The sequence below is a fragment of the Agromyces sp. Y575 genome (genome assembly GCF_059445445.1).
Genome location: NZ_JCAIUI010000001.1, coordinates 868,653 through 888,350, shown reverse-complemented (window position 1 = coordinate 888,350; position 19,698 = coordinate 868,653). Strand labels below are relative to the sequence as shown.

Annotated in this window: 18 protein-coding genes; 16 read left to right on the top strand and 2 right to left on the bottom strand. The window is 69.3% G+C overall.

Going from position 1 to position 19,698, the window contains the following annotated elements; all coding sequences use genetic code 11:
- The first annotated feature begins 3 nt into the window (after window positions 1-3).
- From AC1C2U_RS04270 to AC1C2U_RS04260, 3 genes are read left to right on the top strand one after another with little or no spacing between them, the layout of a single operon-like run.
- Window positions 4-780, top strand: coding sequence for a lysophospholipid acyltransferase family protein (locus AC1C2U_RS04270; protein ID WP_495360465.1), 777 nt, complete (start codon window positions 4-6; stop codon window positions 778-780).
- The gene (locus AC1C2U_RS04265) at window positions 770-1,909 is read left to right on the top strand and encodes an NAD(P)H-dependent glycerol-3-phosphate dehydrogenase (protein ID WP_495360464.1); all 1,140 of its coding nucleotides are present in this window, start codon (window positions 770-772) and stop codon (window positions 1,907-1,909) included. Before AC1C2U_RS04270 ends, AC1C2U_RS04265 begins: the two co-directional genes overlap by 11 nt.
- The gene (locus tag AC1C2U_RS04260; protein ID WP_495360463.1) at window positions 1,809-2,927 is read left to right on the top strand and encodes a D-alanine--D-alanine ligase family protein; all 1,119 of its coding nucleotides are present in this window, start codon (window positions 1,809-1,811) and stop codon (window positions 2,925-2,927) included. Before AC1C2U_RS04265 ends, AC1C2U_RS04260 begins: the two co-directional genes overlap by 101 nt.
- 130 nt (window positions 2,928-3,057) lie before the next feature.
- On the opposite strand, the gene AC1C2U_RS04255 is transcribed toward AC1C2U_RS04260, so the two are convergent.
- Window positions 3,058-3,576 (bottom strand): DUF3515 family protein, encoded by a 519-nt coding sequence (locus AC1C2U_RS04255; RefSeq protein WP_495360462.1) that lies wholly within the window; start codon window positions 3,574-3,576, stop codon window positions 3,058-3,060.
- 204 nt (window positions 3,577-3,780) lie between these two features.
- Between AC1C2U_RS04255 and AC1C2U_RS04250 the strand changes: the two genes are divergently transcribed.
- Window positions 3,781-5,517, top strand: coding sequence for a VWA domain-containing protein (locus AC1C2U_RS04250; protein WP_495360461.1), 1,737 nt, complete (start codon window positions 3,781-3,783; stop codon window positions 5,515-5,517).
- A 25-nt stretch (window positions 5,518-5,542) separates the two neighbouring features.
- On the top strand, window positions 5,543-6,553 hold the full coding sequence (gene thiL / locus AC1C2U_RS04245; protein ID WP_495360460.1) for a thiamine-phosphate kinase: 1,011 nt from the start codon (window positions 5,543-5,545) through the stop codon (window positions 6,551-6,553).
- Here thiL and rsmD read toward each other — a convergent pair.
- Window positions 6,523-7,143, bottom strand: coding sequence for a 16S rRNA (guanine(966)-N(2))-methyltransferase RsmD (rsmD, locus tag AC1C2U_RS04240; protein ID WP_495360459.1), 621 nt, complete (start codon window positions 7,141-7,143; stop codon window positions 6,523-6,525). The two genes, thiL and rsmD, sit on opposite strands and share 31 nt — an antisense overlap.
- Before the next feature lie 49 nt (window positions 7,144-7,192).
- Between rsmD and AC1C2U_RS04235 the strand changes: the two genes are divergently transcribed.
- The 11 genes from AC1C2U_RS04235 to AC1C2U_RS04185 all read left to right on the top strand — a co-directional run bounded on the left by AC1C2U_RS04235 (window position 7,193) and on the right by AC1C2U_RS04185 (window position 19,683).
- Window positions 7,193-8,002, top strand: coding sequence for a tetratricopeptide repeat protein (locus tag AC1C2U_RS04235; RefSeq protein ID WP_495360458.1), 810 nt, complete (start codon window positions 7,193-7,195; stop codon window positions 8,000-8,002).
- Window positions 7,999-10,224 (top strand): ATP-dependent DNA helicase RecG, encoded by a 2,226-nt coding sequence (locus tag AC1C2U_RS04230; RefSeq protein ID WP_495360457.1) that lies wholly within the window; start codon window positions 7,999-8,001, stop codon window positions 10,222-10,224. The genes AC1C2U_RS04235 and AC1C2U_RS04230 overlap by 4 nt, the downstream gene beginning before the upstream one ends.
- Window positions 10,225-10,275: 51 nt before the next feature.
- Window positions 10,276-10,767 carry a pantetheine-phosphate adenylyltransferase gene (gene coaD / locus AC1C2U_RS04225; RefSeq protein WP_495360456.1) on the top strand — a complete coding sequence of 164 codons (492 nt, stop codon included), beginning with the start codon at window positions 10,276-10,278 and terminating at the stop codon, window positions 10,765-10,767.
- A complete protein-coding gene (locus AC1C2U_RS04220; RefSeq protein WP_495360455.1) occupies window positions 10,764-11,768 on the top strand; it encodes an AAA family ATPase in 1,005 nt (334 codons plus the stop codon). Before coaD ends, AC1C2U_RS04220 begins: the two co-directional genes overlap by 4 nt.
- A gap of 1 nt (window position 11,769) precedes the next feature.
- Window positions 11,770-13,137 (top strand): DUF58 domain-containing protein, encoded by a 1,368-nt coding sequence (locus tag AC1C2U_RS04215; protein WP_495360454.1) that lies wholly within the window; start codon window positions 11,770-11,772, stop codon window positions 13,135-13,137.
- A gap of 3 nt (window positions 13,138-13,140) precedes the next feature.
- On the top strand, window positions 13,141-15,468 hold the full coding sequence (locus AC1C2U_RS04210; protein WP_495360453.1) for a transglutaminase TgpA family protein: 2,328 nt from the start codon (window positions 13,141-13,143) through the stop codon (window positions 15,466-15,468).
- 11 nt (window positions 15,469-15,479) lie between these two features.
- Window positions 15,480-16,049 carry a YceD family protein gene (locus tag AC1C2U_RS04205; RefSeq protein ID WP_495360452.1) on the top strand — a complete coding sequence of 190 codons (570 nt, stop codon included), beginning with the start codon at window positions 15,480-15,482 and terminating at the stop codon, window positions 16,047-16,049.
- 2 nt (window positions 16,050-16,051) lie between these two features.
- Window positions 16,052-16,255 (top strand): 50S ribosomal protein L32, encoded by a 204-nt coding sequence (gene rpmF, locus AC1C2U_RS04200; protein WP_495353628.1) that lies wholly within the window; start codon window positions 16,052-16,054, stop codon window positions 16,253-16,255.
- Between the two features lie 28 nt (window positions 16,256-16,283).
- Window positions 16,284-16,994, top strand: coding sequence for a ribonuclease III (gene rnc, locus AC1C2U_RS04195; protein WP_495360451.1), 711 nt, complete (start codon window positions 16,284-16,286; stop codon window positions 16,992-16,994).
- 94 nt (window positions 16,995-17,088) lie between these two features.
- Window positions 17,089-18,318, top strand: coding sequence for an ROK family transcriptional regulator (locus AC1C2U_RS04190; RefSeq protein ID WP_495360450.1), 1,230 nt, complete (start codon window positions 17,089-17,091; stop codon window positions 18,316-18,318).
- Window positions 18,319-18,474: 156 nt separating this feature from the next.
- Window positions 18,475-19,683, top strand: coding sequence for a glycoside hydrolase family 76 protein (locus AC1C2U_RS04185; RefSeq protein WP_495360449.1), 1,209 nt, complete (start codon window positions 18,475-18,477; stop codon window positions 19,681-19,683).
- Window positions 19,684-19,698: the final 15 nt, after the last annotated feature.

Sequence of the window (19,698 nt, the reverse complement as noted above, 5' to 3'; positions counted from 1 at the left end):
GGAGTGCCACACGACGACCCGTCTTCGAACACCTCGGTGAAGGCACGTTCGGAGACCCGCCGCCCCTCGTTCTTCTGGCTCCTCGCCGGCATCGCGCTGCCGCCGCTGAACCTCGCGACCCGCTTCCGGTTCCATTACCCCGAGCGGATGCCGCAGTCCGGCGCCTTCGTGCTGGCGCCGAACCACTACAGCGAGATCGACCCGCTCGTGATGGGTGCTGCGGCATGGAAGCTCGGCCGAGCGCCGCGCTTCCTCGCGAAGGCCTCGTTGTTCAAGAACCCGGTGCTCGGCTGGCTTCTGCGCACCTCCGGCCAGATCCCCGTGGAGCGCGCGGGCAGCAAGACCCACACGGCGCTCCGTGCGGCCGAAGAGCTCGTCGAGAAGGGGCGGCTGGTCGTCGTCTACCCCGAGGGCTCGCTGACTCGCGACCCCGATCTCTGGCCGATGCGGGGCAAGACCGGCGCGGTGCGCATCGCGCTCGAACGCGACATCCCGATCATCCCCGCTGCGCACTGGGGCACGCAGGGGCTCATGCCGCGCTACAGCAAGAAGATCAGCGTCTTCCCCCGCAATACCATCGACGTCATCATCGGCGAACCGCTCGACCTCAGTGCGTACCGCGGCAAGCCGCTCGACCAGCGCACGCTGCTCGCGGCCACCGAGCAGCTGATGAACGCCATCGCGGAGCTCCTCTCCGAAGTGCGCGGTGAAGCTGCTCCCGAGCAGCGCTGGGATCCGACGGCGCACGGCCAGAAGGAGACAGGTCGCATTGAAGACTAGAACTCCGGCCAGGAAGACCGCAGGCAAGCGCGTCGCGGTGCTCGGCGCGGGCAGCTGGGGAACCACGTTCGCGAAGATTCTCGCCGATGGCGGTGCCGACGTCGTCATCTGGGCGCGGCGCCCAGAACTCGCGCGGGAGATCCAAGAGGCCAAGCGCAACAGCGACTACCTCCCGGGGGTCAACCTGCCGCTCGGCCTGCGGGCGACGAGTCGACTCGACCTCGCGCTTGCGGGGGCCGAGCAGGTGTACATCTCGGTGCCGAGCCAGTCGCTGCGCGAGAACCTCACCACGATGGCGCCGCACCTGCACGCGGCATCCACCGTCGTCTCGCTCATGAAAGGCGTCGAGAAGTCGACGGGCAAGCGCATGAGCGAGGTCATCGCCGAGGTGCTGCGCATCGAACCGTCGCAGATCGCCGTGATCTCGGGGCCGAACCTCGCACTCGAGATCGCGAAGGAGCAGCCGACGGCGGCCGTGGTCTCCTCGACGAGTCTCGAGACGGCGCAGGCCGTGGCATCCGTCGCCCGCAACCGTTACTTCCGCTCGTTCGTGAACACCGATGTGATCGGCACCGAGTTCGGCGGCGTGCTGAAGAACCTCATCGCCGTGGCGATCGGCATCGTCGACGGCGTCGGCTACGGCGAGAACACGAAGGCTTCGATCATCACCCGAGGTCTCGTCGAGATGACGGACTTCGCGGTCGCCTACGGAGCGCACCCCGAGACTCTCGCGGGGCTCGCCGGGCTCGGCGACCTCATCGCGACGAGCCAGTCACCGCTTTCGCGAAACAACACGGCGGGCCGGCTCCTCGGCCAGGGGTACCACCTGAACGACGTCGTCAATCAGATGCAGCAGACCACCGAGGGGCTCGCATCCGTCGGGCCGATCCTCGAACTGGCGCGAGCGATGGGCGTGGAGATGCCCATCGTCGAACAGGTGCGACAGGTGCTCGCGGGCACCCTCGACCCGAAGGACATCGCGCCCCACCTCACGACCGATGACGAGCCGCAAGGCGAAAGGACGATCGATGGACAAGCTCAGGGTGGTTCTCCTGTTCGGCGGGCGTTCCAGCGAGCACTCGATCAGCTGCGCCACGGCGGGCGGAGTGCTCCGGGCGATCGACCGTAGTCGCTACGAGGTGATCCCGGTCGGCATCACCCGTGACGGCGCCTTCGTGCTCGAGTCCGACGACCCCGATCGCTTCGCGCTCGATCCGGCGCGCCTGCCGGAGGTCGCCGACAACGGAAGCCGCGTGCACTGGCCAGAGAGCGCGTCGTCGCGAGAGTTGCGGGTGACGGACACTTCGACGGAGCTCAGTGGGACTGCCTCTTCAGGCGAGCGCTCGCTCGGCGACGTCGACGTGGTCTTCCCCATCCTGCACGGGCGGTTCGGCGAAGACGGCACGATCCAGGGGCTGCTGGAGCTGCTCGGCCTGCCGTACGTCGGCAACGGCGTGCTCGCCTCGGCGATCGGCATGGACAAGCACTTCACGAAGACGGTGCTCGAGGGCGCTGGCATCGCTGTGGCGCCGTGGGTCACGCTGACCCGGCCGGCATGGAACGACGACCGTGAGCTCTGGGAGCGTCGCACCAAGGCGCTCGGCCTGCCCGTGTTCGTCAAGCCCGCCCGTGCAGGCTCGTCCGTCGGAGTCACCAAGGTGAGCGACTGGGCGGGCCTCGACGACGCGCTCGAGGTGGCCTTCGCCGAAGACGGCACCGTGCTCGTCGAGGCGGCGGTCGTCGGCCGCGAAATCGAGTGCGGTGTGCTCGGCGGCGGCGGCGGAGCATCCGTTCGTGTGAGCGTCGCCGGCGAGGTCGTCGTCAGCGGCCGCGAGTTCTACGACTTCGACGCGAAGTACCTCGACGCCCCGGGCGTCGAGCTGATCTGCCCGGCAGATCTCGGCGACGGTGAGCTCTTCGAATTGCAGCGCACCGCGCGGCGGGCGTTCGAGGCGATCGGCGCCGAAGGGCTCGCACGTGTCGACGTCTTCCTCACGGGTGAGGGGTACGTGGTCAACGAGATCAACACGATGCCGGGCTTCACTCCGATCTCGATGTTCCCGACGTGCTGGCAGCAGTCGGGACTCAGCTACACCGATCTGATCGCCGAACTGATCGATGGAGGCCACGCGCGCGGCAGTCGGTAGCGGCGTCGAGGGTTGAGCCCGTCGACGCCCGGGTGGGTTTCGGCGGGCTCAACCTGCAGACGTCAGGTGGGTTTCGGCGGGCTCAACCTGCAGACGTCAGGTGGGTTTCGGCGGGCTCAACCTGCAGACGTCACTCGACGGGATCGTCGAGTGTCGTACACGCACCATCGGCCGGAATCACGGAGACCGCGGCAGCGAGCTCGGTGATCACCGTCGTGCCCGAGACGACGTCGTTGTCGACGAGCACTTCGACGGCGGGCGTGCGCCCGTAGGTGGTGAACAGGTACTGCGGGGCTTCAGACTCGTCGATGACCCAGTCGACGCCGTTGACGCTGACGCAGCGATCGGTGGTCGGGCCCGGCGTCTCCGCCCCGCAGCGCAGCACCACCGAAGCCGGCGTGCCCCATGCGCCGGTGCCCTGCGCGTTCGTCTCACGCTGCACCTGCTCGGCATCCGTGCCTTTGGCGAGCGTGTCGGGCAATCGAACGACGACGGCGGCGCAATCGACATCACTCGCCTCGAGTGCGGTCTCGACCGGCACGGTCTGGCTGCACGCGGCGAGCACGAACACCGAGGCCGCGGTGAGGGCCGCCGAAGCGAGTACTCGGAGCCGCAGGTGCGGTCGGGCGGACTGGGGTGACAGAGACATCCTGCTCAGGATATCGCGACTGAGACGGCCGGAAGCCGGGTGCCGCCCAGCTCCGGACCGACGCGGAAGATGCGTTTCGGGTGATCGAATGTCATGATGCTTAGCAGCACGCCGCGATGCCCTACCCCGTTGGACCCCCTGAACGATCGCGGTGATCCCGAGCGCGGTGAGCGAAACTACTCACCGACGAGCAATGGAGCACGAGTGAGTCGTCGAAGCGAGCGAGAGCAGAATAGGAAGCGGCGGCGCCGTACGAACACCGTCATCGCCGCGGCGGTCGCGACCGTCGTACTCGTCGGCGGCGTCGGAGCCGTCGGCACCGCGTGGGCCACCGGCGGACTCGGTGCCTGGCTCGATCCGGTCGTCGAGTGCACCGAGCCGGCCGAACTGACCGTCGTGGCCGACCCGGCGATCGCGGCAACGGTGCAAGCCGTCGCGGCCGAGTACGACGCGAGCGAGGCGGCATGCTCGCACACCGAGGTGCAGGCGCAGGCGTCGGCCGACACTGCTGCCGTGCTCGCTTCCGGCAACGCGTCCGCGGTCGACGCGTGGATTCCGGACTCGCCGGTCTGGCTCGTGCGCATGTCGAGCATGGCGCGCTCCCTCGGTCGCCCGGTGCCCGACATCGCGCTCGAACGTTCGATCGCGACGAGCCCGGTGATCTTCGCCGCTCCCGTGAGCCGCGCCGAGGAGTTCACCGGCGTCGACCTCAGCTGGAGAGGGCTGCTGATCGACCAGTTCGACGCATTGCTGCCCGATCCAGAGGCATCGTCGGCCAGCCTGAGCGCGCTGCAGTCGCTTCAGGGCGAGGTGGACATCACCCAGCCGCGGCAGTTCCAAGACGCGATGTTCAGGCTCAACGGGGAAGTTCCCGCGAACGCCGACGCGGCGTTCGCCGCGCTCACTGTGAGCGAGCCCGGCACCGTGGCGATCGCCAGCGAGCAGCAAATTGCCCTGCACAACCGCAAGGAGGGCGCCGACCCGCTCGTGGCGCTCTACCCGAGCGATGGAAGCCTCGCACTCAGCTACCCGTTCCTTCGGCTCCTCGAGGAGAGCGAGCTCGCCAAGAACCTGCCCGCCGAGGGTGAGGCACGCGCCGAACCCGATGCCGACAGCCTCGCGCTCGAGCTCCGTGCCCGCGAGCTCGGCGCATTGAAGATCGCCCTCTGGGAGGCGAGCACGCAATTCGCGACCGACGGCTTCCGCGACGGCAGCGGCGGCGGAAAACTCGAGCAGGACGGCGTGATCGAGACGCCGATCGAGGTGAGCTCGGCCGCGGCATCCGCTCAAGTCGCGATTCTGCGCACCTGGGGCGTCGTGAGCGTGCGGTCGCGCATCCTCGCCGTGGTCGACCTCTCGGGGTCGATGGAGGAGCCGACCGTGTCCGGTCAGCGTCGCATCGATGTGCTCCAGCAGGCAGCAGCGGCCACCATCGACCAATTCTCGGAGCAGGTCGACCTCGGCATGTGGGGGTTCTCCACACTTCGAGTCGGCGAGCAGGACTGGGAGGAGCTCGCGCCGATCGATCGCCTCTCCAGCGACGCCCACAAGCAGCACATGAACGAGGTCATCGCCTCACTGCCGGCACGATTGGGCGGCGCGACGGGCCTCTACGACACCACGCTCGCGGCGGTGAAGAGCGTGCTCGAGACGTACGACCCCGCGAAGGTCAATTCGGTGCTGCTGCTCACCGACGGGCGCAACGAAGACGAGGTCGGCATCTCGGGCGAACAGGTGCTGGCCGAGCTCGCAGCCCTGAACGACCCTGACAAGCCGGTGCCCGTGGTGCTCATCGGCATCGGCCCCGACACCGATATCGATTCGATGCGCAGGATCGCCGAGGCCACCGGCGGCGCTGCCTACTCCGCAGCCCGCCCGGAAGACCTGAGTGTTGTGCTCACCGACGCGCTCTCGCAGCGGGCCTGCCGACCCAACTGCTGACGGCGCGCACGCTAGCGTGATGGGCATGCACGAGCTTCAGCCAGCGGATGCCGCGGCGCACTCTCGAACCGTCGGCGCGCTCGGCGAAGACGCGGTGCTCGGGTTGATCCTGCCGCGACTGCGCCCGGGCGACGCTGCGCTCCTCGGCGCCGGCGATGACGCAGCAGTCGTCTCTGCAGCCGACGGGCGGTTCGTCGTGACCACCGACCTCATGGTGCACGGGCCCGACTTCCGCCTCGCGTGGTCGACCCCGTTCGAGCTCGGGTGGAAGGCGGCCGCCACGAACCTCACGGATGTCGCGGCGATGGGCGCCCGGCCGACCGCGCTCGTCGTGGCGATCGCCGTCCCGCCGTCGACGGATGCGTCGGTGCTCGAGGGCATCGCGGATGGCGTCCGCGAGGCGCTCGCGGTGCTCGCGCCGGGCGCGGGCGTCGTCGGCGGCGACCTGTCGGCCTCGGCTGTGATGACGATTGCAGTGACCGCCTTCGGCGACCTCGAGGGTCGTGCACCGGTGACCCGCAGCGGTGCACGTCCCGGCGACGTCGTGGCGCACGCAGGTGCGCGCGGCGACGCCGCCCGCGGGCTCGCGCTGCTGTTCGACGAGGCGACGGATGCCGCGGGCGCGCCCGATGCCGAGCTGGCCGAATCACTCCGCGCCCGGTTTCCAGAGCTCATCGGCGCGCAGCTCGCACCCTCCCCGCCGGTCGCGGCCGGGGTCGTCGCAGCCGAGGCCGGGGCCACGGCGATGCTCGACGTCTCCGACGGGCTCGCTCGCGACGCCCGCCGCATCGCGGTGGCGAGCGGCGTCGGGTTCGACTTCTCGGCCGCCGCGCTCGGGCCGGATGTGCGGCTCGCGCTCGCAGGCGGGGAAGACCACGGGCTCCTCGCGACGTTCCCGCCCGACGCGGCGCTGCCCGAGCCGTTCGAGCGCATCGGCCTGGTGACGGCAGCCGCGGGTGAGCTCTTCGTCGACGCGGTCGCGATCGACGCCTCCGGGTGGGATCCCTACTCCGGCTGGGATGGCCGATCGGGCTGATCCGTGGTTGCCGGGTTCACCGCGTTCGTCGTGCTCGCCCACCAGAGGGTGGTCTCACCGTAGTCGCGCCGACGTTCGGCGGCGACGCCCGCCGGCCACCGAGGTTCGGGTGAGCGGGAGCTGCGCTCGACCATCACGATCGCATCCGGGGCGAGCAGGGGTGCGAGCAGCTCGAGATCCCGGGCGAGCGCGACGTCGTCGAGCTCGTAGGGCGGGTCGATGAACGCGATGTCGACGCCGGCCGGCGCGCCGTCGAGGTAGGCGGCGACCGCACGCACGACCACTCGGATGTGCGGTGCGTGGTGGCCGCGTGTCGCCTTCAGGAGTGCTCCGGCGTTGGCGCGGCAGATTTCGGCGGCGGGTTTGGCACGTTCGACGAGGACGACGTCGGTCGCGCCGCGGCTCGCAGCCTCGAGCCCGAGCGCACCGGATCCGGCGTACAGGTCGAGCACTCGTGCGCCCTCGAGGGCGTCTCGTGCCTCGAGGGCGGAGAAGATCGCCTCGCGCACCCGGTCGCTCGTCGGACGGGTGCCGGAACGCGGCACCCGGAGGGTCAGAGAGCCGGCGAATCCGGCGATGATGCGGGTCATGCTCTCGGCAGCATAACGGGCGACCCCGCTGCGCTGCCATGATGGGAGGGTGGATGACTCGACCGACCAGGTGCCCGCCGAACCGTCCCGACACCGGGGCGCCGAACAGCAGATGATCGACCGACTCTGGGATTTCAGCGACCCAGCGGCCAGTGAGGAGCGGTTCCGGGAGGCCGCTGACGATGACGACGGGAACTCCGCGCACGTGCGCGCCGTGATGGCGACCCAGCTTGCGCGGGCGCTCGGCATCCAGGGGCGGCTGGCCGAGGCGCTCGCCGTGCTCGACACGGTCGCGTCCGATACCCCCGCCAACGATGTCGAGGCGGATGCCGCGGAGTTGCGGGCGCGGGTGGCCATCGAACGAGGCCGGCTCGCGGCATCCGATGCCCGCCCTGCCGATGCCGTGCCCGAACTCACCCGCGGTGTTCGCGAGGCCGCGCTCGCCGGCTCGCCGTTCCTCGTGCTCGACGCGCTGCACATGCTCGCCCTGAACGATGTCGGGCACGAGGAGGAGTGGGCCGCCGAGGGATTCGACGTGCTCGCCGGTGCGCGCGACCCCCGAGTGCGTCGATGGGGGGTCGCACTGCACAACAACCTCGGCTGGACCCTTCACGACGGCGGGCGCGCCGAGGCGGCGCTCTCGCACTTCGAGCAGGCCGTCGAGGCGGCGGATCGCTACGGCACCGCCGAGCAACGCCACGTCGCCCGTTGGTCGGTCGCACGGTGCCTGCGCAGCGTCGGTCGCACCGACGAAGCACTCGCGATGCAGCGCGAACTCACAGCGGCCCGCCCCGCCGACCCGTACGTGCAGGCCGAGCTCGCCGCGCTGACGGAGGCGGAGCCTACGATCGACGCATGACCGATGGTGCAGGGGTGACGGCGGGCGGCGAGGCCGCCCCCGGCGCGTTCACCCTCGACTCCAAACTCTCGGGAGCACTCGGCGGTCGCACGGCGCAGGCCTTCGAGCGCGGCTTCGGCCACCGCACCGTCGGAGACCTCCTCGCCCACTATCCGCGTCGGTATGCGATGCGGGGTGAGCTGACCGCGCTCGAGTCGCTGCCACTCGACGAGAACATCACGATCATCGCCGAGGTGATCGAGGTCGGCGAGCGTTCGATGCGCGCGCGGCGCGGCTCGATCGTCGAGGCGAAGATCACCGATGGCACGGGTGTGCTGACCCTCACGTTCTTCAACCAGCGCTGGCGGGCCGCCGATCTCCGCCCCGGGCGGCGCGGCATCTTCGCCGGCAAGGTGAGCGACTACAAGGGTCAGCGTCAGCTCGCACACCCCGACTACGAGCTGTTCGACGAAGCTGCGCCGGTCGAGGCGGGCGACGCCGCGGCGAAGCGGTGGGCCGAGGCGCCGATCCCGATCTATCCTGCGACGGGCACCCTCGCCAGCTGGCAGATCGCCAAGGCCGTCGCGCTCGTGCTCGACGGGCTTGCGCCGCTCGACGATCCGATCCCGCCGAGCGTGCGGCAGGCGAAGTCGCTGCTCGCCCACCGCGAGGCACTCGAATTCGTGCACCGGCCCGAACGCGACGGCGATTGGAAGAGCGCACGGCGCACCCTGCGCTTCACCGAGGCGTTCGTCCTGCAGACGGCGTTGCTCGAGCGGCGTGCCGAACTCCGCACGCACACGACGGCGGCGCGGCAGCCGGTACCCGGTGGGCTGCTCGAGCGCTTCGACGCCGTGCTGCCGTTCACCCTCACCGGCGACCAGAACGAGGTCGGCGCCGAGATCGCGCACGACCTCGGCGAACCGGTGCCGATGAACCGGCTGGTGCAGGGCGAGGTGGGCTCGGGCAAGACCGTCGTCGCGCTGCGGGCGATGCTCGCCGTCGCCGATTCCGGTGGGCAGTCCGCTCTGCTCGCACCGACCGAGGTGCTGGCCGGCCAGCACCTGCGTTCGATCGCGAAGATGCTCGGCCCCGACCTCGCCGCCGAACTCGTGCCGACCCTCCTCACCGGCCAGCTGCCGTTGGCGCAGCGCAAGAAGGCCATGCTGCGCGCTGCGGCCGGGCAGTCGCGCATCGTCGTGGGCACGCATGCCCTCCTCGGAGACACGGTCTCCTTCGCCGACCTCGGCCTCGTGGTCGTCGACGAGCAGCACCGATTCGGTGTCGAGCAGCGCGAGGCGTTGCGCCTGAAGGGCCGAAACCCGCCGCACGTGCTCGTGCTCACGGCGACACCCATTCCGCGCACCGTCGCGATGACGGTGTTCGGCGATCTCGACGTGTCGACGATCCGTGAGTTGCCGGCCGGCCGCGCCGGCATCACCTCGCAGGTCGTACCGCTCGCGATCCGGCCGACGTGGCGCCAGCGCATCTGGGAACGGCTCGCGGAAGAGATCGGTCAGGGGCGCCAGGCCTTCGTCGTGTGTCCGGCGATCGAGGCGAAAGTCGTCGAAGATGTGGGTTCGGGTGCAGAGGGGCGGGGCGACGAGGGCTCTGCAGATGCCGCCGGGCCCGTCGCATCCGTCACCGCGGTGCTCGCCGAGCTGCGGGCCGACGACCGGTTCGCCGACGTTCGCATCGCACCGTTGCACGGTCGCATGTCGGCCGAGGAGAAAGACGCCACGATGCGTGCGTTCGCAGCAGGCGAGCTCGACGTGCTCGTCGCGACGACGGTCATCGAGGTCGGCGTCGACGTGCCGAACGCGAGTGCGATGGTCGTGGTCGATGCCGACCGATTCGGCGTCTCGCAGTTGCACCAATTGCGTGGCCGCGTCGGTCGAGGCAGTGTGCCGGGTCTGTGCCTGCTCGTGACGTCCGCAGTGCCGGGGTCGCTGGGGTTGCAGCGCGTCGAGACGGTCGCAGCGACGCTCGACGGCTTCGAGCTCGCCCAGGCCGACCTTGAACTGCGGCAGGAGGGCGACGTGCTGGGCGCCACGCAATCGGGTGGCCGTTCGTCGCTGAAGTTGCTCAGGGTCGCCCGCGACGGCGACCTCATCGCCGAGGCGCGAGAACTCGCGCAGGAGCTGTTGGCGAGCGGCGACGGGCTCGCCGATCACCCCGCTCTCGCCGCCGCCGTTCGGCGACGTCTCGACGAGGAGGCGAGCGGGTACCTGAGCAAGGGCTGAGACTCTCCACAGCACCTCACGCTGTGGCATCCGGGCAGTACGCTGGTGCGTATGCAGCGGATCGCCGTCGTCCCAGGATCGTTCGACCCCGTCACGCTCGGCCATCTCGATGTCATCGGGCGAGCAGCGGGGCTCTACGACGAATTGCACGTCGTCGTCGTGCACAATCCCGACAAGACCGCGCTGTTGCCGATCGCCCAGCGGGTCGCGCTCATCGAACGCTCGATCGCCGACGCCGGCATCGAGGGGCGCATCGTCGTGGCGTCGTGGACCATGGGTCTCCTCGTCGATTACTGCAGCGACGTCGGTGCCTCGGTGCTCGTCAAGGGCGTGCGGTCGCAGCTCGACGTCGGGTACGAGACGCCCATGGCGATCGTCAATCGGCACCTCGCGGGGGTCGAGACGGTCTTCCTCCTGCCCGACCCTGCGAATGCGCACGTCTCGAGTTCGCTCGTGAGACAGGTGTCGGCGCTCGGCGGCGACGTCGCACCCTACGTGCCGGCCGTCGTCGCCGACTACCTGCAGGCGGCGACGACACCATGACCGAGGTCACCGCCATCGCCGCGAAGATGGGCATCGACGAGGTCGGCGCTCGAGCGGCCTCGATCGTGCAGAACGTCGAGACGGTCATCGCCGGCAAGCGCGACGCCGTGACCAGTTCCCTGACCGTGCTGCTCGCCGAGGGGCACTTGCTCATCGAAGACGTCCCCGGCGTCGGCAAGACGATGCTCGCCAAGACCCTCGCCCGCTCGGTCGACGCGACCGTCAGCCGCATCCAGTTCACCCCCGACCTGCTGCCGAGCGACGTCACGGGCGTCTCGGTGTTCGACCAGGCGAGTCGGCGATTCGAGTTCAAGCACGGGCCCGTGTTCGCCAACATCGTGATCGGCGACGAGATCAACCGCGCGAGTCCGAAGACGCAGTCGGCGCTCCTCGAGTGCATGGAAGAGCGGCAGGTCACCGCCGACGGCACGACGTACCACCTCGAGCCGCCGTTCACGGTCATCGCGACGCAGAACCCGGTCGAGATGGAGGGCACCTACCCGCTGCCCGAGGCGCAGCGCGACCGGTTCATGGCCCGCATCTCCATGGGGTACCCGTCGTCGGCCGATGAACTCGCGATGCTCTCGACGCGCGAGACCTCGAGCCCGCTCGACGACCTCGAGCCGGTCGTCACTCTCGAAGAGTTTCGCGGCATGATCGAGGCGGTGCAGCACGTGTTCACCTCGCAGCCGGTCAAAGAGTATGCCGTCGACCTCGCTCGGGCCACTCGCGAAGACCGTCAGTTGCGACTGGGTGCGAGTCCGCGCGCCACGCTGCAGCTCATCCGCGCGGCGAAGGCGCACGCGGCGATGCACGGCCGCGACTTCGTGCTGCCCGACGACGTCGACGCGCTCGCGGTGCCCGTGCTCGCCCATCGCCTCGTGCCCACCAGTCGTGCGATCGGGGCGCACGACCGTGACAGCGGGCCGCTCATCGACGCCATCGTGCGCCGCATCGTGGGGGAGACGCCGGTTCCGGTCGGCAGCGCGCGAAGGAACTGAAATGTGGCACCCCCGCTCCGCTCGAGTCGCGACCTGGCCGCGACTCACCCGGCGGGGTGCGACGCTCGTGATCGTCGGGGCACTGCTCCTCGCGGTGTCGCTGTGGTTCGATCTGCGTGACATCCTCGTGCTCGCGTTCGTCGGCATCGCGATGCCGGCCGTCGCCGCGCTCTTCGTCGTGATGCGAAATCCCCGCATCGCCGTTACCCGCCGATTCTCACCGCACGTGGTCGCTGCCGGGGGATCGACGCTGGTCTCACTCGTCGTGAAGAACCGGTCGCGTCGCACCTTCGACGGCGCGCACTGGCGTGATCGCGTGCCCACGGCACTGACCGCGCCGGCCGAGGCGATCCTCCCGGCGATCGGGCCGCACGAATCCATGCTGCCGACCGGCGACGACTCGGCTCGTCTCGAATACCGGCTCCGGATGCCACGGCGAGGCATGTACCAGATCGGTCCGTTGCGGGTGGTCATCGCCGACCCGTTCGGCCTCGCGCGCATCGAACGCGACGTCGGCAACGGCCACGAGGTGGCCGTGACCCCGCGGATCACCCCGCTCGACGCCGCGCTCGGTTCGGCGGCGAGCGTCGACGGCGTGCTCAACGGTCTGCAGCGACGCTCACACCCCAACTCCGACGAGCTCATCGCTCGCGAGTATCGGTACGGCGATCCGCTTCGCCGGGTGAATTGGGCTGCGACCGCACGCCGCGGTGAGCTCATGGTGCGCGAAGAGGAGCAGCGCGGTGATCCCGAAGCGCGCATCATCCTCGATACGACGCTCGCCGGGCGGCCGAAGGCGTCGGCACTCCGGCGAGACGGCGACGTCGGCCCGCACTTCGGATTCGAACTCGGCGTCGAGATCGTCGCCTCGATCGGCATGCACCTGTTGGAGCGCGGGTTCCGGGTGCGCTGCGACCGTGTCGATGACCCGGAGCGCAGCCTGCTCTCCGAGGAATCGGGAGCCGGGTACCGGATGCCGGGCGGCGATCGCATGCTGCTCGAAGACCTGGCGAGGCTCGACGGTCCGCCCAAGCACACGAACGCACGCGAGGCGGTGCACGAGTCGTCGCCCGAGTCGGGCCCGCGCGGCCGTGACGCACGTATGCCGGGGTTCGCGGTGCTCGTCGACCCCGACGAGCATGACGCGCGCACCCTCGTGGCACTCCGAACGACATTCGAACCGGCCGTCGTGTTCGTCACCGAGGGTGTCGGCGCCGGCATCGTCGACGCGCTGGAGAAGGCCGACTGGCGCGTGGTACGCGTGCGACGGGCCGCCGACATCGGTGCAGCATGGTCGGGCACGACGCTCCCTGCACGGTCCGGTCCGGTCCAATCGGCATCGCGGCGCGACGGTGAAGGGCGGGGCTGAACGATGCGCCCTGACCCGGTTCCCCTGTCGCGGGCGCAGCGGCTCGCGCTGACCGCCGCATCGTTCCTGCTGCTCGCGATCGCCGCGATGGCGCTCGGTCCGCTGATCGCCGGCAGCGGCTGGTGGTGGCTCTGCGCGTTCATCGCTGCGGGAACGCTCTTCTCCGGCACTGCGCTCCGCGCAGTGCGCACCCCAGCCTCGCTCGTGCCGGTGCTCGAGCTCGTGGTGCTCCTGCTGCTGCTCACGCTCGTCTTCGGCGGATCCACGAGCATCGCGCTCATCGTACCGACGCAGGGCACGTTCGAGACCTTCGGAGGGCTCCTGTCGGGCGCGCAGCGCACCATCGAGCAGCAATCGGTGCCCGCCATTCCCGTGCCCCCGCTGCTCTTCGCACTCGCGCTCGGCGTCGGACTGATGGCGGTCATCACCGACATCCTCGTGCAGACTCTCCGCATGCCCGCGCTCGCCGCCGCGCCCGCGCTCGTACCCATCCTCGTTCCGGGCTTCATCATCGAGGCGGGCGCCGAGGTGCCGACCCTCGTGCTCACAGCGGCCGCGTACCTCCTCCTCCTCCGCGTCGATGTGAGGGTGCGGCGCCGGGCCCGACTGATGACGGTCGACGAGGGCGAGAACGTCGCGACGATCATCCCTCCGAAGCGTGTGCCGATCGTCTCGACCTTCGGCGTCTCCCTCGGGCTCGCGGCCGTCGGGCTCCTCGCCGCGTCGGTGCTGGCCGCGTCGACCCCGAGTGTGTCGACGAGCCTGCTGCTCGGCTCACCGAGCCAGGGCACGCTCTTCGCGCGGGGGGTGAGTCCGTTCATCGACCTCGGACGAGACCTCCGGCGACCCGAGCCGCGGCCGGCGTTCCACTACTTCGCACGCGACGCCGACCGACCCTACTTCACGCTCCTCACCCTCGATCGCTTCGAAGGCGAGGTGTGGGGGGCGACCGATTCGGCCGTCGACGGCGACAACACCGTCGACGCGATGCCGCGCCCAGACGGTCTCTCCGACGACGTTTCGACCTCGGAGCATCCGATCGAGGTCGTCGTCGACGAGGTGCGGACCACGTGGTTGCCGGTGCCGTATCCGTCCTCGCGCATCGAGGGACTGAACGGCTCGTGGTTCTGGGACGCCGAGAGCCTCGCTGTGCGCAGCGTCGACACGAACACCGGCGGCCAGCGCTACCGGGTCACGAGACTCGAGGTCGAGCCCACGGTCGATCAGCTTCGTGACGCGGGGCGTGCGTCTCCGCCTGAGCTCGACCGGTATCTCGAGCTGCCCGATGAGATTCCGTCGGTGATCACCGAGACGGCCGCTGCGGTCGCGTCGAACGCGGCCTCGCCCTACGATGCGGCCGTGGCGATCCAGGCGTACTTGCGGTCGAGCCAGTTCGACTACTCGACCGAGGCGCCGGTGACTGACGGGTACGACGGCGGCGGATTCGACGTCATCGCCGAATTCCTCGAGACGAAGGCGGGCTACTGCGTGCACTTCGCCTCGACCATGGCGGTGCTCGCTCGCGAGGTCGGCATCCCGTCGCGCATTTCCCTCGGCTACACCCAGGGCACGCCCATGCAAGAGCGGGTCGACGGTGTGCAGCGTGTCGAAGTCGACTCCCATGACCTGCATTCCTGGCCGGAGCTGTACTTCGAGGGTGTCGGTTGGGTGCCGTTCGAGCCGACGCCGGGTCGGGGCAGCGTACCCGAGTACTCGCGACCGGGCGCTGGCGAGGATTCGGGTGCGACGGCGCCGAGTGTTGCGCCGTCGACCCCCGGTGCGAGCGGTCGCCCCGAACTCGATCCCGACCGCGATCTGGCCGGGCAGGGCGGCGACGCGCTCGCTGCGAACTCATGGTGGCAGCGCGGCGTGCCGGTCGCGCTCGTCGTCGCACTCGTGCTGCTCCTGCCCGCGGTGCTGAGACTCGGCCAGCGCTGGAGCCGACGCCGTCGAGTGGTGACTGGTGAGCGACCCGCGGATGCCGCGTGGGACGAGGTGATCGCCACCGCGCGAGATCTCCGCGCAGGAGGCGACGCTGCCGAGACGCCGCGAGCCTTCACTGCGGCGCTCACCGGGCGTGACGGGTTCGAGGATCCGCGAACCGAGGCCGCACTCGTCGCGTTGCGTGACGCGGTCGAGCGTGAGCGATACGGGCCGGGCGGCGATCTCGCGGCATCCGGCAGCATCTTGCTCGACGACCTCTCGCTCGTTCGCGCGGCGCTGCTGACCGGCTCGACGCCGGCCGCGCGCGTGCGGGCCGTGCTCGCACCGAGGTCGCTCTTCGAGGGGGCACGGCGCGCGTTCGGCGAACGTCCATCTGCCGGCGCGTAGAATCGTCGATCGTGGCCATCAAGTATTCCCCGTACCGCGTCAACGTGCGCGACCTCGTCAACCGTCCCGGCGAGATGCGCGAGCACCCGTTCATCGTCGCCGTCGGCGAGCAGATGGGCGAGGGACTCGTGGCTGTGCGCCCCGGCTCGGAGCTCGATCTCGAGGTGCGACTCGAGTCGGTGCACGAGGGCATCCTCGTCTCGGCAGAGATCGACGCGGTCGCCGAGGGGGAGTGCGGTCGATGCCTCATCGACATCGCGCTTCCGGTCGAAGTCGAGTTCCAAGAGCTCTTCGGGTATCATTCTGGGGAAGCTATCGAGTATGAGGTTCAAGACGACCACGTGGATCTTGAATCACTCATCCGAGATGCGGTAGTGCTGGCACTGCCGTTTCAGCCGGTGTGCCGACCGGATTGCCCGGGTCTCGACCCCGAGACAGGGCTCCGACTGGCCGATCATCCGGAACTCGTCACCCCTGAGCACAGCGACCCACGTTGGGCCGCGCTCTCGGGGTTCGAGGCTTCCGAAGACAACGGCTCGGATGCCGCATCCGGCGCCGACCAGCAGAGAGAAGAGAGATAGTCATGGCTGTTCCCAAGAGGAAGAAGTCACGCGCCCGAACCCACATGCGCCGTGCGCAGTGGAAGGCCGAGGTTCCCACGCTCGTCAAGACCGTGGAGAACGGCAAGGTCACCTACAGCCTTCCGCACCGCGCGAAGGTCGTCGAGGATGCAGCGGGTACCCCGCTGTTCCTCGAGTACAAGGGCCGCAAGGTCGCCGACGTCTAGTCGGCCCCAGACACCCGAACGACCGGTCGTGACGCGAACGGAGCTCACCGGGGCAGAGGATCGAACACTCGAAGAGCTGCAGCAACGACTGCAGATCTCGATTGATCCGGCCCTGTTCGGCCTCGCGCTCACGCACCGGTCATTCGCGTATGAGAACGGCGGAATCCCGACGAATGAGCGCCTGGAATTCCTGGGCGACTCGATTCTCGGACAGGCCGTGACGGTGAAGCTCTTTCGCGACCACCCCGACCTCGACGAGGGCGAACTCGCCAAGCGGCGTGCGAGCCTCGTTTCGAGCGTTGCGCTGGCCGAGGTGGGCCGCGCGATCGGCATCGGGCCGTACGTGCGATTGGGACGCGGCGAGACGATGACCGGCGGTGCCGACAAGCCCTCGATCCTCGCCGACACCGTCGAGGCGATCATCGGTGCCGTCTACCTCGATGCCGGCGGCGACGCCGCAACGAAGCTCGTGCTGCAACTCGTCGCTCCGCTCATGCAAGACCCGACCCGGTTCGGCGCTGCCATGGACCCGAAGACGAGCCTGCAGGAGATCGCCGCCCGCCGGGGCGCCGTCGCACCGATGTACACGGTCGCCGAGAGCGGTCCCGATCACAACAAGCACTTCATCGCGACCGTCGTCGTCGGCGACCTCGTCGAGGCGAAAGGCGAGGGGTCGAGCAAGAAGCAGGCCGAGATGGCCGCAGCACTCGAGGCGTGGACCCGCCTGAACACGCGCTGACGCCCGGGCGGCCGCTCCTGCCCGACCATGCACTGCCCGACCATGCACTGCCCGAACGGCATACTGGTGGCAGAGGCGGCTCGAGGGGGTGTGCATGCGACGAGGCACGAACGTCCAAGCGCTCGGCGGGTTCAACCAGATCGTGATACTCGACACGATCCGGCGTACTCGCGACGGATTGAGCCGAGTTGAGATCGCCGAGCAGACCGGGCTGAGCGCGCAGACCGTGTCGAACGTCTCGCGCCGCCTGCTCGATGAGGGCATCATCCGCGAGGCGGGGCAACGCATCCTCGGTGTCGGCAAGCCGCGCATCATCCTGGAGCTGGATCCCGCGGGGGGTTACGCGATCGGCGTTCACCTCGACCCGGCCGTGATCACGTATGTCGTGCTCGACCTGGACGGCCGGGTGGTCGCCCACTCCGCGACGAGAACGCCCTCCGGGGTGGCGCCCGATCGGGTGATCGCCGGCATGCACGACTCGATCGAGGCCATCATCGCCGAGGCGGGCGTCGATCGCGCTCGCATTCTCGGCGTCGGCATCGCGGCACCGGGGCCACTCGACCTCGAACGCGGTGTCGTGCTCGATCCACCGCTCCTCGAGGGGTGGCACGGGGTCGCGCTCCGGGACGCCCTCGCGGAGTCGACCGGGTTGACGGTGCTGCTCGAGAAGGACGTGACCGCGGCGACGGTTGCGGAGCTCTGGATGAGTTCCGCGCAGGAGCGGGATGACTTCATGTTCTTCTACTACGGCACGGGCGTCGGTGTCGGCCTGGCGATCGCGCACGAGGCGGTGCGGGGCGCGACGAACAACGCGGGCGACGCCGGGCATATCATCGTCGATCCCGAGGGTCCGCTCTGCGGCTGCGGGCGTCGCGGATGCCTCGGCGACGCGATCATGCCGCGAGCCGTCGTCGGCTCGGCCATCACCTCCGGCCTGATCGTCGCGCCCTGTGAGCGCCTGGGCGGCCGGGAAATCGACGACGGTCTCGCGCAGATCGCGGCGCTGGCGGGTTCCGGCGACGCTGAGGCATCCGAAGTGCTCGAGGTGATGGCCGACCGCATCGCCGTCGCCGTCGTGACCGTCGCGAACCTGCTCGACCTCGACACGGTGGTGTTCGGGGGGCCGTACTGGAATCGTGTCTCGTCGTCGTTGCTGCTTCGGGTCTCCGAGCTCGTCAATTCGTCGAGCGCACTCGTCACGACGCATCCCATCGTGATGACCGTCTCGAAGACGGGCGATGACGTCGCGGCCGTCGGCGCCGCATGCCTCGTGCTGGACGACGTGCTGTCGCCGCGCCCGTCAGCGCTGCTGATCTCGGGCTGAGGCGGTCGCCCGCCGGGGCGGAAGTACCGGACGATCGACGAAGCTCAGTGACCGCAGAACGGTTGACAAGAATTAGTCCATGCTTTTTAGTTATACGAGATGGGCTCCCTCGGCATCGACGCCGCAAAGGGAGGAACTTGGAATCAAAGGAGATCCATGAAGAGCACACTTGCCGCAGCGCTCGCCGTCGCGGCGACATCGGCACTCCTGCTTTCGGCATCCACCCCGGCCCTGGCGGCCACGTCCGAACCGGCCGCCCACTCCGATGAGCGGCACCACCCGGCCACCCGTCACCAGAATTCCGCACGTGCGCACTCGGCGTTCCTGTCGATGCACGAGCACTTCGCGGTCGACGACGGCAGCGGCCTCTTCCGCGAACAGTACCCGGTGGAAGACGGCGATCGCCCCTCTGCGTTCGAGTGGCCGTTCTCCCAGGCGCACATCGCCATCGCAGACCTCGCCAACCAGCACGGATCGAACGGCCGTCGGTACGACGCGGCCCTTGCGACCGCAGCCTCGGCGCAAGAGCACTACTGGGATGCCGATGGCGGAACGACCGGACTGCCCGGGTACGCCTCGTACCCGGTCGGGGAGTACGGCGAGGGCGGCGACTACTTCTACGACGACAACGAGTGGGTCGGCCTCCTCGACGTGCAGCGGTACCTGACCGACGGCGACGAGGCGGCGCTCGAACGCGCAGAACAGATCTTCGACCTCGTCGTCTCCGGCTGGGACACCGACCAGAGCCATCCGAACCCCGGCGGCGTCTTCTGGACGCAAGCGCCATGGAGCAGCGACCGGAACACCGTCTCGAACATGCCAGGAGCCCAACTGGGGTTGCGGCTCCACCAGATCACCGGAGAGCAGGCGTACCTCGACTGGGCACTGCGGATGTACGAGTGGACCAACGAGAACCTGCAGCGACCTGACGGCCTGTACTCCGACCACGTGGACCTGACCGGGACCATCGAGCCGACGGTCTGGTCGTACAACCAGGGCGTGCCGGTCGGGGTCAACGTGCTCCTCTCCGAGGTGACGAACGACCATCGATACCTCGATGAGGCCGAGCGGATCGCCGACGCCGCTTACCGGTACTACGTCACCGAAGGGCGACTGGCCGACCAGCCCGCCTTCTTCAACTCGATCTTCTTCAAGAACCTGCTCCTCCTCGAGTCGGAGACCCGTGGTTCGAAGTATCACGACGCGATGCAGGACTACGCCGACCAGGTCTGGGCGGACAACCGCGACGCCGAGACCGGGCTGTTCGTCTTCAACGGGCACACTCAGCTGCTCGAGCAGGCCGCAATGACGCAGATCTTCGCGGTGCTCAGCTGGACGCCGAGCCAGTGGAGCGACCTGTACTGATGCAACGGATGCCAC

Coding starts and splice junctions, on each gene's coding strand:
- AC1C2U_RS04190 (WP_495360450.1), top strand. CDS start 17,089: ATGCGACGAGGCACGAACGTCCAAGCGCTCGGCGGGTTCAACCAGATC.
- rsmD (WP_495360459.1), bottom strand. CDS start 7,143: ATGACCCGCATCATCGCCGGATTCGCCGGCTCTCTGACCCTCCGGGTG.
- thiL (WP_495360460.1), top strand. CDS start 5,543: ATGCACGAGCTTCAGCCAGCGGATGCCGCGGCGCACTCTCGAACCGTC.
- AC1C2U_RS04220 (WP_495360455.1), top strand. CDS start 10,764: ATGACCGAGGTCACCGCCATCGCCGCGAAGATGGGCATCGACGAGGTC.
- AC1C2U_RS04230 (WP_495360457.1), top strand. CDS start 7,999: ATGACCGATGGTGCAGGGGTGACGGCGGGCGGCGAGGCCGCCCCCGGC.
- coaD (WP_495360456.1), top strand. CDS start 10,276: ATGCAGCGGATCGCCGTCGTCCCAGGATCGTTCGACCCCGTCACGCTC.
- AC1C2U_RS04215 (WP_495360454.1), top strand. CDS start 11,770: ATGTGGCACCCCCGCTCCGCTCGAGTCGCGACCTGGCCGCGACTCACC.
- AC1C2U_RS04185 (WP_495360449.1), top strand. CDS start 18,475: ATGAAGAGCACACTTGCCGCAGCGCTCGCCGTCGCGGCGACATCGGCA.
- rpmF (WP_495353628.1), top strand. CDS start 16,052: ATGGCTGTTCCCAAGAGGAAGAAGTCACGCGCCCGAACCCACATGCGC.
- AC1C2U_RS04260 (WP_495360463.1), top strand. CDS start 1,809: ATGGACAAGCTCAGGGTGGTTCTCCTGTTCGGCGGGCGTTCCAGCGAG.
- AC1C2U_RS04255 (WP_495360462.1), bottom strand. CDS start 3,576: ATGTCTCTGTCACCCCAGTCCGCCCGACCGCACCTGCGGCTCCGAGTA.
- AC1C2U_RS04210 (WP_495360453.1), top strand. CDS start 13,141: ATGCGCCCTGACCCGGTTCCCCTGTCGCGGGCGCAGCGGCTCGCGCTG.